Genomic DNA, 16491 nt, shown 5'->3' with positions numbered 1-16491 from the left:
AGGGAACTTGGCGATGTGATGAGGATACATGATGCTCTCGGATGTTCGAAACTCTTGTCCCTGGCAGCGCCGGGACGGAAAATGCGTCAGCAGCGGGATGGAAAGTGGGCGCGGGTTCTGCCCGCATCACTTTATCGGGCCGACATTCGACAACGCATTCGGAACAGGGAGCAATTCTCTATCATCAGGCAACCGGTCAATTCAACGCCATTGCGGACATGGCTGCCATGCCACGCAATCTATGTCGTTTATGGCGTTTGACTACCCTCTTTCACAGGCAAATTTTTCCGAAAGCACACGGCTGCGCGCAAAAAGCGTGCTTATTTTGGGCCGAGACGCGAGGCCCGCCGCTCACTTTGAGGAAAGCGGCGAATTGAGCAGGCCGGTGGGACACTGCGCGGGGTGCAGCGGGTCGCCTCGCCCGACCTCACGCGCTCTTATGGTTGCCCTTCGGAAACTCTTCCGCCAGTTCCTTGTACCAGTGGCCGCTCTTCTTGATCGTTCGAACCTGCGTCTCGTAGTCCACATGGACGATGCCGAAGCGCATCCGGTAGCCCTCGGCCCATTCGAAATTGTCCATCAGGCTCCAGGCAAAATAGCCGCGCATCGGATAGCCCTTGGCGATCAGATCAGCCGTGACCGACAGGTGATCGGCGATGTAGTCGAGCCGCGGCTGATCGTCGACGATGCCGTTCTCGACACCCATGTTGTAGCAGGCCCCGTTCTCGGTGATGTAGCAGTCGGGCAGCTTGTAGCGGGCATTGAGTGTTTCGACGAGCGTGCCAAGCGCCGGGGCATGGACCTCCCAGCCGATATCGGTTTTCACGTCGCTGACCGGCTTGGCATTAACCGTTGCCGGGTATTCCGCACCCTCGGACGGGTCATCGGAAACCCGCATCGGCGTGTAGTAGTTGAGGCCCCACCAATCGAGCGGCTGCGAGATCGTCGCCATGTCGCCGTCCTCGATCAAGGGCATGCGATCGCCAAGCGCCGACAGGAAGCTTTCGGGATACTCGCCCTTGAAGATCGGGCCGAAGAAGACGCCGTTATGGAAATCGAAGGCGCGTTCGGCCGCGGCTTTGTCCTTGGCACTTTTGCTGCCCGGATAGACCGAATGGGCGTTGATGACGATGCCCGTCGGCAGACTCGATCTTTCGGAGCGGATCGCCTCGACACCGAGGCCATGCGCGAGATTGGTGAAGTGAAGTGCTGCCAGTGCCGCATCCATGTTGCGCTCGCCCGGCGCGTGAACGCCGTAGAGATGGCTGAGCCATACGGAGCACCAGGGTTCGTTGAAAGTGGCGACGGCATCGAGCCGGTCGCCGAGACGGGCGATGACAGTCTTGGCATAGCGTTGATAGGCGTAGGCGGTCGTCCGCGCCGTCCAGCCGCCGTCGCCCATCAGCGCAAGCGGCAGGTCCCAGTGGTAGAGAGTGGCAAAGGCCTTGATGCCGCGGGCCTTCAACCCGTCGACAAGCCGGTCGTAGAAATCGAGCCCTTTCTCATTGATCGGACCCGTCCCCTCCGGAATTATGCGCGGCCAGGCGATCGAGAAGCGATAGGCCTCGACGCCGAGGTTCTCGATCAGGTCCAGATCTTCTTCGAGCCGATTGTAATGGTCGCAAGCGACGTCGCCGTTGTGGCGCCCGAAAACGCGGCCGGGCATGTTGGCGAAGGCGTCCCAGATGGAGGGCTTGCGCCCGTCCGCCTTGCTCGCGCCCTCGATCTGGAACGATGCGGTTGCTACTCCGAAGACAAAGTCACCCGGAAAGCGGTCTGCCAGCTTCTTGGCTTCGATCATTGTTCGGCCTCGTCGTCTGTGCAGCCGAACGCCGAAACCGGCGCGGCTGCATTTTCATCGGATGGAGCGGATGCGGACCGAAGACCGCAGGGGCTTTTCCTCAACCAGCTCTCGTTTTCAAACGTGGCCTAAAGCCGCGACGGCAAATGTCAAGCCGCGAAAAGGGCGAGGTTACCCCCGCCCTCCTCGATCTTGCGTCGTCTACAGCGCCGCGCGTCTTATCAGACGCGCAAAGGACGCTGTAGAACTTTGAATTGCTGCATGTTTTTGTCCTTAGATCGGGTACGATTTAAGGAAACATGCAGTAAGTCAGGCCTTGATCCAGGCGCCGTTGCGCTTCGAGGACTGCACGCAGGCATCGACGAAGACCATGCCTTTCATGCCGTCGTCTATCGTCGGATAGGTGACGGCCGCATCCACCTTCTCGCCATTGCGCTTGGCGAAAATCGCCCGTGCGGCTTCCGAGTAGATATTGGCGAAGCCTTCGAGGTAACCTTCCGGATGGCCGGAGGGGATGCGCGAGACGCGGGCGGCGGCCGGTCCCGCCCCGGCACCGGCACGCGTCAGCAGGCGCTTCGGTTCGCCGAACGGCGTGTACCAGAGATAATTCGGATCCTTCTGCGTCCACTCGAGGCCGCCCTTGGTGCCGTAGACCCGGACCATCAGGCCGTTCTCATGACCGGGCGCCACTTGGCTGCACCAGAGCATGCCCTTGGCACGCGCGCCGTCCTTCGCCTTGAAGCGCATCATCACATGGGCATTGTCGTCAAGTTGACGGCCGCCGACGAAGCTGTCGAGGTCGGCTGAAAGCTCCTCCAGTTCGAGACCGGAAACGAAGCAACCGAGGTTATAGGCATGAGTACCGATGTCGCCGGTGGAGCCGCCGGCGCCGGAACGAGCCGGATCGGTTCGCCACGCGGCCTGCTTCTGGCCGGACTGCTCGATGTTCTCGGTCAGCCAGTCCTGCGGATACTCCATCTGCACGAGCCGGACGGCGCCGATATCGCCGTTCGCCACCATTTCGCGCGCCTGGCGAACCATCGGATAGCCGGTGTAGTTGTGGGTGAGCACGAACAGCGCATCGCTCTCGTCCGCCGCCTTCTTGAGCTTTTTCGCGTCGGCAAGCGTCGAAGTCAGCGGCTTGTCGCAGATGACGTGGATGCCGCGCTTCAGGAATTCCTTGGCAGCGGCGTAGTGGACATGGTTCGGCGTCACGATCGCAACCGCCTCGATACCGTCCTTGAGCTTCGCCTCGCGGATCGCCATCTCCTTGAAGTCGGAATAGACGCGCTTCGGATCGAGGCCCAGTTCACGGCCGGACGCCTCCGCCTTTTCCGGCGTCGACGACAGCGCTCCGGCCACCAGCTCATAATGATCATCCAGCCTTGCCGCGATGCGGTGGACCGCGCCGATGAAGGCGCCGGAACCGCCGCCAACCATGCCGAGCCGGATGCGCTTTTGACGACTTTCCGTGCTGCTTCCCTCAATTGCCATTCTGTTTTCCTCTCCTGAAATGTTTGCGGTGGAATTGCCCCTCATCCGCCTCCCGGCACCTTCTCTCGGAGAGAAGGGACTCGTAGCGGCGCCTCCCCTTGCCGCAGCGGAAGGTGGGCAAGTTCCCTCTCCCCGCGCACGGGGAGAGGGTCAGGGTGATGGGGCAGAGGATCAAATACCCAGCATCCGCCGGTTCGCCGCCTCGTCGGTTCCGCTGTCGGCGAAATCGTCGAACGCCTTTTCAGTGACGCGGATGATGTGCGCCTTGACGAACTCGGCGCCTTCCCGTGCGCCGTCTTCCGGATGCTTCAGGCAGCACTCCCACTCGACGACGGCCCAGCCGGCAAAATCATTGGCGGCCATCTTCGAGAAAACGGCGCCGAAATCGACCTGGCCGTCACCAAGCGAGCGGAAGCGACCAGCGCGGTTCACCCAGCTCTGGTAGCCGCCATAGACACCCTGCCGGCCGGTCGGATTGAACTCCGCGTCCTTGACGTGGAACATCCGGATCCGGTCCTTGTAGATGTCAATATTGTCGAGATAGTCCAGGCACTGCAGCACGTAGTGCGACGGATCATAGAGCATGCAGGCGCGGGCGTGGTTGCCGGTGCGTTCCAGGAACATCTCGTAGGTGATGCCGTCGTGCAGGTCTTCGCCCGGATGGATTTCGTAGCAGACATCGACGCCGCAATCCTCGGCATGATCGAGGATCGGCTTCCATCGCCGGGCAAGCTCGTCGAAGGCGGTCTCAACGAGGCCCGCGGGACGCTGTGGCCACGGATAGACGAAGGGCCAGGCGAGCGCCCCGGAGAAGCTTGCCATGGCGTCCAAGCCGAGATTGCGGGACGCCGTCAGCGCCATCTTCACCTGCTCCACCGCCCATTGCTGGCGCGCCTTCGGATTGCCGCGCACTTCCGGCGCGGCAAAGCCGTCGAAAGCCTCGTCATAGGCCGGATGCACGGCGACGAGCTGGCCCTGCAAATGGGTCGAGAGCTCGGTGATCTCGACACCGTTGTCACGTGCCTTGCCCGTGATCTCGTCGCAATAGGTCTTGGATTCGGCAGCTTTCTTCAGGTCGAACAACCGCCCGTCCCAGCTCGGGACCTGCACACCCTTGTAGCCGCAGTCGGCGGCCCATTTGGTGATCGAGTCCCAGGAATTGAACGGAGCCGTATCACCGGCGAACTGCGCAAGAAAAAGGCCTGGGCCCTTGATGGTCTTCATCCCGAATTCCTCCCTGGATCACGATTCCGGTCCGCATGACCGGTTTCTGGAAAAGGTGCGGCTGCACCCAATTTTCGCGATAGCTGATAGACCTGAAACGTTGCAGGAGGCAGAAGCTAACAGATTTTTCACGAGGGGCAATCCCGCTTCTACCTATCATGCAAGTCGCATTTTCGGTCCTCGCCAAAACGCATGGCCATGTTTTGGAGTGAGCGACGGGCGCCCTGTGACGGGAGCGCCCATCGCTCGCAGCGATCAGACGTAGCGGTTGACCACGTTCTCCAAGAGTTCCTGCTTGCCCGACTTCGGCTGCGGATTGAGGTCGGCCTTACGCACCCAGGCCTCGATCTCCTCCAGCGAGAAGCCGCCCTCGAGCATCTTCTTCGCCTCCGGCACGTTCCAGCCGGCATAACGCTTGTCGAGCGGAGCCGAAAGCGCCTTGTCCTCGATCATCTTCGCCGCCGCCTTGAGACCGCGCGCGCAGCAATCCATGCCGCCGATATGGCCGATCAAGAGGTCTTCCGGGTCGATCGACTGGCGGCGCAGTTTCGCGTCGAAATTGGTGCCGCCGGTCTTGAAGCCGCCGCCTGCAAGCACGTGGTAGTAAGCAAGCGCCATTTCTGGAACGTTGTTCGGGAACTGGTCGGTATCCCAGCCGGACTGATAGTCGTTGCGGTTCATATCGATCGAACCGAAGATGCCGAGCGCGTTGGCGAGCGCGAGCTCATGCTCGAAAGAGTGGCCGGCGAGAATGGCGTGGCCCTGCTCGATGTTGACCTTCACCTCGTTCTCGAGACCGTACTTCTTGAGGAAGCCATAGACCGTGGCGACGTCGAAGTCGTATTGGTGCTTGGTCGGCTCCTGCGGCTTCGGCTCGATCAGGATCGCACCCTTGAAGCCGATCTTGTGCTTGTACTCGACGACCAGGTTGACGAAACGGCCGAGTTGATCGAGTTCGCGCTTCAAGTCGGTGTTGAGCAGGGTTTCATAACCTTCGCGTCCGCCCCAGAGAACGTAGTTTTCGCCGCCAAGCTTCTGCGTCGCGTCGATGCAGGTCTTCACCGTTGCTGCGGCAAAGGCGAAAACGTCCGGATCCGGATTGGTTGCCGCACCCGACATGTAGCGCCGGTTCGAAAAGAGGTTGGCCGTGCCCCAGAGCAGCTTGATGCCGGTCTCGGCCTGCTTCTTGGCGAAATAGTCGACGATCTCGTTGAGATTGCTGGTGTTCTCGGCGAAGTTTCTCCCCTCCGGACGCACATCCGCGTCGTGGAAGCAGTAGAACGGCACGCCGAGGAGTTGGAAGAGTTCGAATGCGACGTCGGCCTTCAGCTTCGCGGCATCCATCGTGTCCTTGAACCACGGCCGCTCAAAGGTCTGGCCGCCGAAGGGATCGCCGCCCGGCCAGACGAAGGTGTGCCAATAGGCGACCGCAAAGCGAAGATGGTCCTCCATCCGCTTGCCGAGAACGATTTCGTCCGGGTTGTAATGGCGGAAGGCGAGCGGATTGGTGCTCTCCGGCCCCTCATATTTGATCTTGGCGATATCGCCGAAAAATCCCGTGCTCACGATCTTGCTCCTCTCATGGATGATGGATCGCCGGCGCCAAGCGGCCCCGGCTATTACGTGGAAGGTAATTGGTTTCATTCCCTCGATCGCCGACAGTCGGCACATCGAAACGCAAACCGAAGGGAAAATTCCGATGCACGACCTCGATCACATTGCCGAAGCCTATATTGCCGCCTGGAACGAGACCGATGCCGTAAGACGCGGCACTCTGATCGAAAGGGCGTTCACGCCGGAGATCGGCTACCGCGACCCGGTCATGCAGGGCGAGGGTCATGAGGCGATCAACACGCTGATTGCCGGCGTGCAACATCAGTTCCCCGGCTTCCGCTTCGCCCTCAGGGGCAAGCCGGACGGGTTCTCCGACATGATCCGTTTTAGCTGGACGCTCGGGCCGAACGGAACCTCCGTTATCGAAGGCACGGATTTCGGCCTTATCGAAGGCGATCGCTTGAAGCAAGTGACCGGCTTCCTCGACAAGATCCCGGCGCAATAGGCGACGGTCGGATGCGCCGCGGCTGATCATAGCGTCGCATCCCTGATCGCCGGATAGAGGCGACGATAACGCTGATAGGCATCCTCATAGGCCGAAACCAACGACGCTTCCGGCGCGATGGTTTCGGCCGTTGCCGGTGCAAAGCAGGTTGCGACAGGGTCGGCGCCGGTCGCGGCGATGAGACCGAGTCGCGCAGCGCCGAAAGCCGCTCCGAAATCCCCGTCCGCCGGCAGGTCGACCGGCAGGTTGAGCGCCGTTGCGATCGACTTCAGCCAGTAGCGTGAGCGCGAACCGCCGCCAATCGCGGTCACGCGCTGGAGCTTCGTGCCGGCCGCGCGGAGCGCCTCCAGGCTATCACGGATGGCGAAGGAGACGCCTTCGAGCACCGCCTGCGTCAGCACTGCACGCGAGCTTTCGTGGCCGAGTCCCGCAAAGGCGCCGCGGATCGCCGCATCATTGTGGGGCGTGCGCTCGCCGGAAAGATAGGGAAGGAAAGTGACGGAACCGGGCGCCTTCAATACGTCGCCGAGTTCGCCGGTAAGCTCTGCGGCACTCTTGCCGGTGACCCCCGAATGCCAATTGAGCGCATCGGTCGCCGAGAGGATGACGCCCATCTGGTGCCAGGTGTTCGGGAGCGCATGGCAGAAGGCATGGACTGCGCTTCCCGGATTGGGAAGGTAGCTGGCATTGGCGGCGAAGAGCACGCCGGAGGTGCCGAGCGACACAAAGGCCTGCCCCTCACCGACCGTACCCATACCGCAGGCCGAGGCCGCGTTGTCGCCGGCACCGCCGGCAACGACGACGCCTGCGCCCATGCCCCAGCGGCTGGCGAGTTCTGGCCTGAGCGTGCCGGCGCTGTCCGTGCCTTCGACGAGATCCGGCATCTGCCGTTCTTCGAGATGGGTCGCTGCCAGCAGGCTCTCCGACCATTTGCGCTTGCCCGTGTCGAGCCAGGATGTGCCGGCGGAATCGGACATTTCCGACATATGTTCGCCGGTCAGCCACAGGCGGAGATAATCCTTGGGGAGCAGGACCCAGCGCACCTTGGCGAAAATCTCAGGTTCGTTCTCGCGCACCCAGGCGAGCTTCGGCGCGGTGAACCCCGGAAAGACGATATTGCCCGTCAGCGCGCGGAATTGAGGATCGCTGTCGAGTACCGCGGCCTGACGGAAGCTGCGGGTATCGTTCCACAGAATGCAGGGACGAAGCACCGCGTCGTGCTCGTCGAGCAGCGTCGCGCCGTGCATCTGCCCGGAGAGGCCGATTCCGCGGACGGCCGCGAGTGCATCCGGATGGGCCGTCCTGAGGCCGGCGATCGCCTCCTCGGTGGCGCGGATCCACTCCGCCGGATCCTGTTCCGACCAGCCGGGATGCGGCCGCGAAACATCGAGCGCTCCCGATGCCGAGCCGATGATCTTCTGCTCGCCATCGATCAGCATCGCCTTGACACCGGACGTGCCGAGATCCAGTCCGAGATACATGGGTGTCCTCCTATGCCTGCTCGATCGGCAGGTTGTCCTTCAGGAAAATGTCGATGCGGATGCGTTCCTGCGCCTCGATCACGGCAAGCCCGTCTGCCTTGGCCTTCAGAACGCGGATCGCGCTTCTCACCTCATGCCCGGCATCCTGGTTGAGCACGGCATCGATCGTGCCGGAGCGAAGCGCGGCGCGGCTGTGCGACGTCAGTTCGTGGGCGATCGCGCAGACCATCTTGCTCTTGCCGGTCTTATCGAGTGCGGCGATGAGACCGCGATTGCCGGCACCGAGGCTGTAGATGCCCGCCAGATCAGGCTCGCGCTCGACGAGCGCGTGCACGAGCTTTTCGACGAGGACCGGATCGTCCTGCCCTTCGATCACCGGGAGCAGCCGGCGCGCCGGAAACTCCTCGGCCATGACGGCGGTAAAGCCCTCGAGCCGGTCGCGATGGTCGCGCACCAGCATCGAGCCGGCCAGCACGGCGATCGGACCCGCACGACCACCGGTAAAGCGGCCCATCAGGGTGCCGGCTGTGCGCCCTGCCGCAATATTGTCGACGCCGGCAAAATGATCGCGTCCCGATCCCGGCAGGTCCGACACGAGCGTTACAACCGCGATGCCGTCGTCCCGCAGTTGCTTCACCGCTTCGGCCACCTCGGGGGCATCGACGGCGACGACGGCCACCCCGGCCGGCCGGCGCTGATGCGCATCCGACAGCGCCTGCACGAGGGCCTGCGCGTCAAAGGCCGGAACGGGAAGAATGGTGATCTGCGTTCGCTCCGAAGCGGAACGCGCCATTGCGGCACGCACCTCGCCCTCGAGTCCGCGCATGAATGAATTATCGCCTGCCGGCAGGATGAATACGAAGGGGTAGTTGCGACCTTTCGCGAGATTGGCGGCAGCGACATCGCGTACATAGCCGAGCGTGACAATCGCGCGCTCGACCTTGTCACGTGTGACGCTCCTGACACCGGGGCGGTTGTTCAGCACCCGGTCGACGGTCGCCAGGCTGACGCCCGCTTTTGCGGCGATATCGTGAACCGTTGGTCGCATCTCTTCCTCCCGGAGAACCCCTTAGAGGAAATTTTGATGTACGTAAATCAAAAATGTCGCCGCCGCGAAAGGAGCGAGATCGCCCGTGTCCCAGCGATCGGTTTCTCAGGTGAAGCGTTTGCTGAAAGCGTGGGTGAAGACGACACCGCCGGCCTCACCCTGGGCTTCGCCGAAGGCCACGTCCATGAACGCGTCGGTGACGCGGACGACGGCGAAACCACCGAGATAGGCGGCCCTCGGCTTGAAGAGGTCGACCCCGTCGGCGCGGTAGGCCATGACCCTCTCATGTTCATGCCCATGGAAAAGGCCGACGACATTGTAGTCTTTCAGCACGTCGAGCAACGTCTGGCGCTGCTCCGGGCTCCACCAGTGGGGCTTCCCGTCTCCCTGATCGTCGAAGGTCTCCGCCGTTGTGTCCCAGACCTCCGTTGAAAACGCATCCCAGCCATAATGCTGGAACAGCACGACCGGCCGGCCGTCAGCGGCATAGGACCCGAGGTCCCCTTTGAGCCAGCCGAGACCGCTTACTGCGCCCCTGTTCTCGTCGCCGCCGAAACGCTGCAATTGGACAAGATGCAAGCCGCCCCAGTCCCAGGAATAGTTGTCCGATAACGGATCATAATTTGTCACCGGCACCGGCGGCTTGTAGAACACGGTCTGGCGGTGCGTAAGCTCGACATAGTCGCGCAGTTCCCGGCGGTACCAGTCGACATTCGGCGGCGGACCGTCCTGGTCGAGGTCGTGATTCCCGAGCCCGACATAGGCGGGAAAGTGAATGTGCTGCGGACCCGGACGTTGCTCGTATCGGCTCTGGAACTGCTGCAGTTGCCGTCCCTCGTGCGGCTGGCGAACCTGACCGCCGCCATCGTCGGTGATGTCGCCGCCGAGAACGAGGCCGAGCGGGCGCTCGATCTTCTGCCCGGCACCGGCGAGGCCACTCGGGTCCCCATCGATCATCACCGGCCAGTGCTGCACGGCAATCGCGTTGAGCGCCGCCACGTGACGCAACAGGTTGGCGTCGGTCTTGCCCTCCGCCTCGCAGTTCGGCGCCAGCCCTTCGGTGGAAACGAGGCAGGCGTGGACGTCGTTGGAGAAGAGAAAGGTGGCATCGACAGGAGGCCACGCGGCCTTTGCAGGCCTGCCGCTTGCCATCAGGGAAAGACCAAGGCCAGCCGCACCGGCAAGAAACGCCCGCCTCGACGGGCCAACGGGGGCATTCTCGCGCGATCCCATCCACTTGCCTCTCAGCTTTCCAGTAAACGAGAGGGCAGGAGTGTGCAGCAAGGCTCGGAGTGCGTAAAGCTCTCGCTGCGGCCAGGAGGCCTCGCCCCTATCCTCTCCCGTTGCACCGGCAGGGGGATGATGAGGGGCAGCGCGCCTCCCGTGACTCAGTGATCGCCGCCGGGACCGGCGCCCTGCGGCTTGCTGATCATCATGACGCCGATGATCAGTGACAGGAAAAGGACCGTCAGGATCAGGAACACGTCGATGAATGACAGGATCACCGCTTGCTTCTGAACCATCGCCGCCATCTGCTTGACCGCGATCGTCGTTCCGTCGAGGCCGTTGGCGGTGAAGTTCGCAGCCATGTTCCGGAGCCGCTCGAGCGCCTCCGGGTTACCCCACTGGATGTGCTCCGCGAGCCGGGCGTAGTGGAAATCCTGGCGTTGCGTCAGCATCGTGTTGATGACGGCGAGGCCGACGGCGCCGCCGAGATTGCGCGTCAGATTGTAAAGGCCGGAGGCATTGCGGATGCGGGCGGGCGGCAGCGTGCCGAGCGCGATGTTGTTGATCGGCACCATGCAGAGCATCAGCGAGCAGCCTCGCAGGATCTGCGGCACGAGCAGTTCCCAGAAATCCCAATCGGCGGTCAACTGGCTCATCGTCCAGGTTCCGGCCGCAAAGCCGGCGAAGCCGATCGTCATCATCACCCGGGGGTCCAGCCGGCCGGCGAGGACACCGGCGATCGGCGCGGTAACGAACATGGCGAGGCCGGAGACGAACATCGTCTCGCCGATCATCAGCGAATCGTAGCCCCGGATGCGCCCGAGGTAGAGCGGATAGAGATAGGTGAGGCCGTAAAGACCGATGCCCATCACGAAGGAAAAGAGCGAACCGAAGGCGAAGTTACGATTGGCGAAGGCCTTCAGATCGACCACCGGGAAATCGACCTTGAAGGCGCGATAGAAAAAGACGATGGCCGCAAGCGCGGTGGCGACAGCACCGAGGACGATGTGATCGTCATTGAACCAGTCGTTGGCATTGCCCTCCTCCAGCACATATTCGAGCGAACCGAGGAAGATCGCCATGGAGGCGAGCCCCCACCAGTCGAACTTCTTCATCAGCCCCGGTTCGGGCTTGTCGAAATCGATGAAGGTCCAGGTCAGCGTCGCCACGATGATGCCGGGAATGACGTTGACGAGAAACAACCAGTGCCAGGAGAAGGCGTGGCTCAGGTAGCCGCCGACCGTAGGACCGATGGTCGGCGCGAGCGTTGCGATCAGGCCGATGATTGGCGAGACGATATTGCGCTTCGACGGCGGGAAGATCGTGAAGGCGGCGGCGAAGACCGATGGGATCATGCCACCCCCGATGAAGCCCTGGATCGCCCGGTAGATGATCATCTGGTCGATATTGGTGGCGGTCGCGGCGAGTGCGCTGGAAGCCGTGAAGCCGGCGGCGGCAACGGAAAACAGCACCCGCGTCGAGACGATGCGGGCAAGCGTGCCCGACAGAGGGATCATGATGACTTCGGCAATCAGGTAAGAGGTCTGCACCCATCCGATCTCGTCCGATCCAGCCGATAGGCCAGCCTGGATTTCGGCGAGCGAGGCCGACACGATCTGAATGTCGAGGATCGCCATGAACATGCCGACGACCATCGCGAAGAACGCGATCAGCCGTCTCGGGTCCATATGCTCCTCGGCTCCGGGCGCGCTTGCCGCGATCGAACCCGCCGTTGCCGTTGCGGCCATCTCTGCCACTCCTCGATTCTGTGGGTGACGGGATATGGGCGGAAGACCGCTCACACTTTTTCTCATCCCGCTCTGCAGCGCCGCGCGTTCGATCGGACGCGCGGAGATCACGTTAACGCTTTGAATTACCTGCGCTTACTGCGCCGCCGCGACCTTCGACTGGCTTGGCGCCGTGCGCGTATCGACATCGACCACGACGCTCAAGCCCGCGCGCAAGTGCCCTTCCGCCAGTGCGTCGGCCGGGAGCTTGATGCGCACCGGGACACGCTGGATGACCTTGGTGAAGTTGCCGGTAGCGTTTTCCGCGGGCAGCAGCGAGAAGACCGAGCCGGACGCCGGCGAGATCGAAGCGACCGTGCCTTCGATCGGATGGTCGTCATAGGCGTCGACGTGGATCTGAACCTTGGATCCCGGCACCAGATGCGCGATCTGCGTTTCCTTGAAATTGGCATCGATATAGAGCTGGTCCACTGGAACGAGGGCCGCGAGACGCTGTCCCGCGGAAACGAGATCGCCGACCTGAACCGCGACATTGCCGATAACGCCGTCATAGGGTGCCTTGAGCACGGTGAAGCCCAGGTCGCGATCGGCCTTGTCGCGGGCAAGCTCCAGCGAACGGATCGTGCTTTCCGCCTCGGTGCGCTGGGCCTGGAGCACGGTGATATTCGCCTTGGCCGCGGCGATATTGGCCCCCGCACCGACGAGGTTCGCGCGCGCCTGATCGAGCGCGACATCGGCGTTGTCGCGCGAGGCGACCGTTCCGACGGCCTTGGACTGGAGGTCACTGGCGCGCTTCTGCGTCAGCTCTGCGCCGCGGACGGTCGCCTCAAGGGCTTTCTTCTGCGCTTCGGCCTGGTTGAGACTCGCCTTCGCCCCGGCGATCTGCGCATCGAAGCGGCTGAGCGCCAGCTTCTGCGTCGCGATCTGCGCCTCGGCCTGCTCCGCAGCGATGCGATAGTCGCCGTCATCGAGCGTGACGAGCGGCTCGCCCGCGTTCACATGCTGGTTGGCGACGACGTTGACCTTGGCGACATAGCCGGACACCTTCGGCGAGATGGTCGCGATGTCGCCCTCGATATAGGCGTCATCGGTCGAGACCATGAAACGTCCGTTGGTCCACCAATCGTAGCCGTACCAGGCAGCGGCGGCGAGCAGTACGAGTCCGATCATCGGGAGCACGGGACTACGACGCTTTTTCCGGGGTGCCGAAACATCGGCAGCGGGGGACTCCGCGACCGACGGGGCCTCGCTCGTAGGTGCTGCGACCTCGGTCTTCGGTGCATCCACGACTTCGAAATCGTCGCCGACGGGGCGGACACGGACAGCGCTGGAGGTGCTGGGAGCGGACATGAGACACCGATTTTTGGTTGGATTGAACTGAACCGTTCGGTTCGATTAAGCTTGACATAACGCCTTTTGGGCCGCATATCAAGTGGCAATCGAACCAGGCGGTTCGATTGCCCAGACGAGAAAATGTACGGGGTCCTCTCCGCGGCCCTTGCCTTATTTGCAATCGTCCGCGTTAGTGATTTTGGATACACTTCAGCCAAGGTCATTCCGATGTAAGGAATGGAAACGTCCGGCAGCCATGACGTCAGCGAAAAGCGCACCGCAGGAAAACTCCCTGCAGGATAAGCAACAGCACCCTTCGAGCGGTGGGCGGCACGCCGCCGGCGAGGATCCGGTCAAACGCGAGCAAATCCTCGAAGGCGCCAAACGCGTTTTCATGAGGAGCAACTTCGACGCCGCCAGCATGAACGATATCACGCGCGAGGCCGGCGTTTCGAAGGGCACGCTTTACGTCTATTTCGAGAACAAGGAAGACCTGTTCGAAGCCCTGATCGCGCGCGAGCGTAACCGCATCGTCAGCAGCATCAAGCAGTCGCTGAACGACATTGAACCGATCGAGGAAGCACTTCACGATTTCGCCGTGACCCTCGTTACCAGCATAACGTCCGACTACACGATCCGAGCAATGCGGACCGTGCTCGGCGTGATCGATCGGATGCCGCAGTTGGCGCAACGTTTTTTCACTGCAACGCCAGAAAACGGCTACACGGTGCTGAAGGCCTATCTCGACCAGCAGGTGGCGACAGGCGAGCTCTCGATCGACGATACGGAACTCGCAGCGAAACAGTTTATCGAGCTTTCAATGGCCGGTTTTTTCAAGGGCCGCCTTTTCGGCATGTGCGACGCCCCCCCGACCGATCGCATCGAAAAGAACGTGGAATCGGCCATCCGCGTCTTCCTGGCCGCCTACGGCCGAAAATCCAACGGCGGCTAGCCACGGCCCGTGCCTTCACGTCGCGCAGCACCGTTCTCTGCCAAATCCAGCAACCGCGATCAAATGCGTCCTTTGACGAGGCCGTAAGACCTTGATTGTCTACTACTGCATGATTCCTTAAATCGGAACCGACTTAAGGATAAAATCATGCAGCAATTCAACATGTTACAGCGTCTTTGTGCACCTTAGAAGACGCACGGCGCTGTGAGGAGTGAACATGAGTGCCATCGGCAGGGCGATCTGGTTCATCGAGAGCCATTTCGCTGAGGATATATCGCTGGACGATATCGCCGAGACTGCCGGCCTGTCGCGCTACCATCTGTCTCGCGTCTTCGGTCTTGCAACCGGCCGATCGATTAGCGCCTATGTTCGCGGGCGTCGTCTGAGCGAGGCCGCGCTGGCGCTTGCCAATGGCACATCGAACATCCTCGAAGTGGCTCTCGATGCGGGCTACGGCTCGCATGAAGCCTTCACCCGTGCCTTTCGCGAGCAATTCGGCGTGACGCCGGAATCCATCCGCAAACAGAGGCATGTCTGCAACGTCATGTTGATGGAGCCAATCAGAATGGACGATACACGCACTTTGAAAATCGAACCGCCGCAGTTCGTGGAGAGCCCCGCACTCCTGCTTGCCGGTCTGGCGGAAGTTTATGCCTACAACCGCACCGAGGGCATTCCCTCGCTGTGGCAGCGCTTCAACGCCTATTTCGGCAATATTCCCGGCCAGCGCGGCAATGTTGCCTATGGCGTCTGCACCCAGGCCGATGGTGAAACCGGCAGGTTCCGTTACATGGCGGCCGCCGAAGTCCAGGACGCCGACGCGCTGCCCGCGGGTTTCTCGACGCTGAAACTGCCGAAGCAGCGTTACGCGGTCTTTATTCATCGCGGCCATGTTTCCGGGATCGCGACCACCGCTCACTATGTTTTCGGGACGTGGTTTCCCGAATCCGGTTACGAGCACGGCGAAACACCGGACCTGTTCGAGCGTTACGACGAGCGTTTCGACCCGCACTCCGGCATGGGCGTGGTCGAAATCTGGGTGCCGTTGAAAGCGTGACTACTGCATGTTTCCTTAAATCGGAGGCGATTTGAGGATAAAAACATGCAGCAATTCAAAGTCCTACAGCGTTCTTCGCGCATCCGATAAGACGCGCTGCGCTGTAGGACAACGCCACCGCGAAAAACGCGAGGGCGCTTGCCACGTCAGGAAGTATCCTTAAATACTGCGGCGAATCTTGCGCGACGACGCGCCACCGAGAAAGGAAAGATCGCCGATGCAGGAAATCCTGACGCTTGCACAGGACCCCGCCGCCTGGGTTGCCCTGATTACCCTTATCGTGATGGAGGTCGTGCTCGGCATCGACAACCTGATCTTCATTTCAATTCTCACGAACAAGCTCCCCGCCGACAGCCGCGTCAGCGCCCGTCGCATCGGTATCGGCCTTGCGTTGATCATGCGGCTGGCATTGCTCGGCACCGTTGCCTGGATCGTGCAACTGACCGAACCGGTCTTCGAAGCCCTCGGCCACGCCTTCTCCTGGAAGGACATGATTCTGATCGCCGGCGGTCTCTTCCTTGTCTGGAAGGCCACCAAGGAGATCCACCACAATGTCGATCCGAGCGATCACGACGAGGACTTCATCGCGACGTCGGCGATCAACAGCTTTGCCGCCGCGATCGGCCAGATCCTGCTGCTCGACCTCGTCTTCTCGGTCGACAGCATCATCACAGCCGTCGGCATGACCCCGCATCTGCCGATCATGATCGTGGCCGTTGTCGTTGCCGTTGCTGTCATGCTCTTCGCGGCGACGCCGCTCGCCAACTTCATCGAAAACAACCCGACGATCGTGATGCTGGCGCTTGCCTTCCTGCTGATGATCGGCACTACGCTGATTGCCGAAGGCATGGGCTTCCATGTGCCCAAGGGCTACGTCTATGCCGCAATGGCGTTCTCGGCCCTCGTCGAGGTGCTGAACATGGTCGCCCGCAACGCCCGCCTGAGAAAACAGCGGGCGGGAAAGCTGCACTAGCACGCAGCGTCATAACCGACGACACAAACAAGAAGGCCTGCATTCGCCCGAATGCAGGCCTCTTTACTGCGGGAGACAAGTGAGGATACGAACCG

General features: G+C 61.8%; 13 protein-coding genes. 4 read left to right on the top strand and 9 right to left on the bottom strand.

Going from position 1 to position 16491, the window contains the following annotated elements; translation table 11 throughout:
* Positions 1–427: 427 nt before the first annotated feature.
* The 4 genes from QN224_RS12135 to xylA form a co-directional block, all read right to left on the bottom strand.
* Complete coding sequence (locus QN224_RS12135; protein WP_283976841.1) at positions 428–1801, bottom strand: GH1 family beta-glucosidase; 1374 nt, start codon at positions 1799–1801, stop codon at positions 428–430.
* Between the two features lie 309 nt (positions 1802–2110).
* Entirely contained in the window at positions 2111–3295 is a 1185-nt protein-coding gene (locus QN224_RS12130; protein WP_269281224.1) for a Gfo/Idh/MocA family protein, read from the bottom strand.
* Between the two features lie 171 nt (positions 3296–3466).
* On the bottom strand, positions 3467–4519 hold the full coding sequence (locus tag QN224_RS12125; RefSeq protein ID WP_283976840.1) for a sugar phosphate isomerase/epimerase: 1053 nt from the start codon (positions 4517–4519) through the stop codon (positions 3467–3469).
* Between the two features lie 255 nt (positions 4520–4774).
* The gene (gene xylA, locus QN224_RS12120; RefSeq protein ID WP_283976839.1) at positions 4775–6085 is read right to left on the bottom strand and encodes a xylose isomerase; all 1311 of its coding nucleotides are present in this window, start codon (positions 6083–6085) and stop codon (positions 4775–4777) included.
* A gap of 133 nt (positions 6086–6218) precedes the next feature.
* Between xylA and QN224_RS12115 the strand changes: the two genes are divergently transcribed.
* Positions 6219–6578: a nuclear transport factor 2 family protein gene (locus tag QN224_RS12115; protein WP_283976838.1), complete on the top strand. Its 360-nt coding sequence runs from the start codon at positions 6219–6221 to the stop codon at positions 6576–6578.
* Positions 6579–6604: 26 nt separating this feature from the next.
* Here QN224_RS12115 and xylB read toward each other — a convergent pair whose 3' ends face one another.
* The 5 genes from xylB to QN224_RS12090 all read right to left on the bottom strand — a co-directional run bounded on the left by xylB (position 6605) and on the right by QN224_RS12090 (position 13432).
* Complete coding sequence (xylB, locus tag QN224_RS12110) at positions 6605–8059, bottom strand: xylulokinase (RefSeq protein WP_283976837.1); 1455 nt, start codon at positions 8057–8059, stop codon at positions 6605–6607.
* A gap of 10 nt (positions 8060–8069) precedes the next feature.
* A complete protein-coding gene (locus tag QN224_RS12105; protein ID WP_283976836.1) occupies positions 8070–9107 on the bottom strand; it encodes a LacI family DNA-binding transcriptional regulator in 1038 nt (345 codons plus the stop codon).
* Positions 9108–9212: 105 nt separating this feature from the next.
* Positions 9213–10340, bottom strand: a complete 1128-nt coding sequence (locus tag QN224_RS12100) for a metallophosphoesterase (protein ID WP_283976835.1) — start codon at positions 10338–10340, stop codon at positions 9213–9215.
* A 155-nt stretch (positions 10341–10495) separates the two neighbouring features.
* Positions 10496–12082 (bottom strand): DHA2 family efflux MFS transporter permease subunit, encoded by a 1587-nt coding sequence (locus QN224_RS12095; RefSeq protein ID WP_283976834.1) that lies wholly within the window; start codon positions 12080–12082, stop codon positions 10496–10498.
* A gap of 135 nt (positions 12083–12217) precedes the next feature.
* Positions 12218–13432: an HlyD family secretion protein gene (locus tag QN224_RS12090; protein WP_283976833.1), complete on the bottom strand. Its 1215-nt coding sequence runs from the start codon at positions 13430–13432 to the stop codon at positions 12218–12220.
* Positions 13433–13670: 238 nt separating this feature from the next.
* On the opposite strand from QN224_RS12090, the gene QN224_RS12085 reads away from it, so the two are divergent.
* From QN224_RS12085 to QN224_RS12075, 3 genes are all read left to right on the top strand, one after another.
* Positions 13671–14366 (top strand): TetR/AcrR family transcriptional regulator, encoded by a 696-nt coding sequence (locus QN224_RS12085; protein WP_283976832.1) that lies wholly within the window; start codon positions 13671–13673, stop codon positions 14364–14366.
* Positions 14367–14583: 217 nt separating this feature from the next.
* Positions 14584–15423: an AraC family transcriptional regulator gene (locus tag QN224_RS12080; protein ID WP_283976831.1), complete on the top strand. Its 840-nt coding sequence runs from the start codon at positions 14584–14586 to the stop codon at positions 15421–15423.
* Between the two features lie 217 nt (positions 15424–15640).
* On the top strand, positions 15641–16396 hold the full coding sequence (locus QN224_RS12075) for a TerC family protein (RefSeq protein WP_173509032.1): 756 nt from the start codon (positions 15641–15643) through the stop codon (positions 16394–16396).
* Positions 16397–16491: the final 95 nt, after the last annotated feature.

This window comes from Sinorhizobium sp. 7-81, assembly GCF_030124405.1.
In the GTDB taxonomy this organism is placed as follows: domain Bacteria; phylum Pseudomonadota; class Alphaproteobacteria; order Rhizobiales; family Rhizobiaceae; genus Sinorhizobium; species Sinorhizobium psoraleae.
Note: the sequence above shows the minus strand (reverse complement) of the source record. Positions and strands in the feature narration are given on the sequence as shown.

What these genes read in the sequence shown, in the direction of transcription:
- QN224_RS12130 (WP_269281224.1), bottom strand. Translation starts at nt 3,295, where the DNA reads ATGGCAATTGAGGGAAGCAGCACGGAAAGTCGTCAAAAGCGCATCCGG.
- QN224_RS12115 (WP_283976838.1), top strand. Translation starts at nt 6,219, where the DNA reads ATGCACGACCTCGATCACATTGCCGAAGCCTATATTGCCGCCTGGAAC.
- QN224_RS12085 (WP_283976832.1), top strand. Translation starts at nt 13,671, where the DNA reads ATGACGTCAGCGAAAAGCGCACCGCAGGAAAACTCCCTGCAGGATAAG.
- QN224_RS12135 (WP_283976841.1), bottom strand. Translation starts at nt 1,801, where the DNA reads ATGATCGAAGCCAAGAAGCTGGCAGACCGCTTTCCGGGTGACTTTGTC.
- QN224_RS12125 (WP_283976840.1), bottom strand. Translation starts at nt 4,519, where the DNA reads ATGAAGACCATCAAGGGCCCAGGCCTTTTTCTTGCGCAGTTCGCCGGT.
- QN224_RS12080 (WP_283976831.1), top strand. Translation starts at nt 14,584, where the DNA reads ATGAGTGCCATCGGCAGGGCGATCTGGTTCATCGAGAGCCATTTCGCT.
- QN224_RS12095 (WP_283976834.1), bottom strand. Translation starts at nt 12,082, where the DNA reads ATGGCCGCAACGGCAACGGCGGGTTCGATCGCGGCAAGCGCGCCCGGA.
- QN224_RS12075 (WP_173509032.1), top strand. Translation starts at nt 15,641, where the DNA reads ATGCAGGAAATCCTGACGCTTGCACAGGACCCCGCCGCCTGGGTTGCC.
- QN224_RS12100 (WP_283976835.1), bottom strand. Translation starts at nt 10,340, where the DNA reads ATGGGATCGCGCGAGAATGCCCCCGTTGGCCCGTCGAGGCGGGCGTTT.
- QN224_RS12105 (WP_283976836.1), bottom strand. Translation starts at nt 9,107, where the DNA reads ATGCGACCAACGGTTCACGATATCGCCGCAAAAGCGGGCGTCAGCCTG.
- QN224_RS12090 (WP_283976833.1), bottom strand. Translation starts at nt 13,432, where the DNA reads ATGTCCGCTCCCAGCACCTCCAGCGCTGTCCGTGTCCGCCCCGTCGGC.
- xylB (WP_283976837.1), bottom strand. Translation starts at nt 8,059, where the DNA reads ATGTATCTCGGACTGGATCTCGGCACGTCCGGTGTCAAGGCGATGCTG.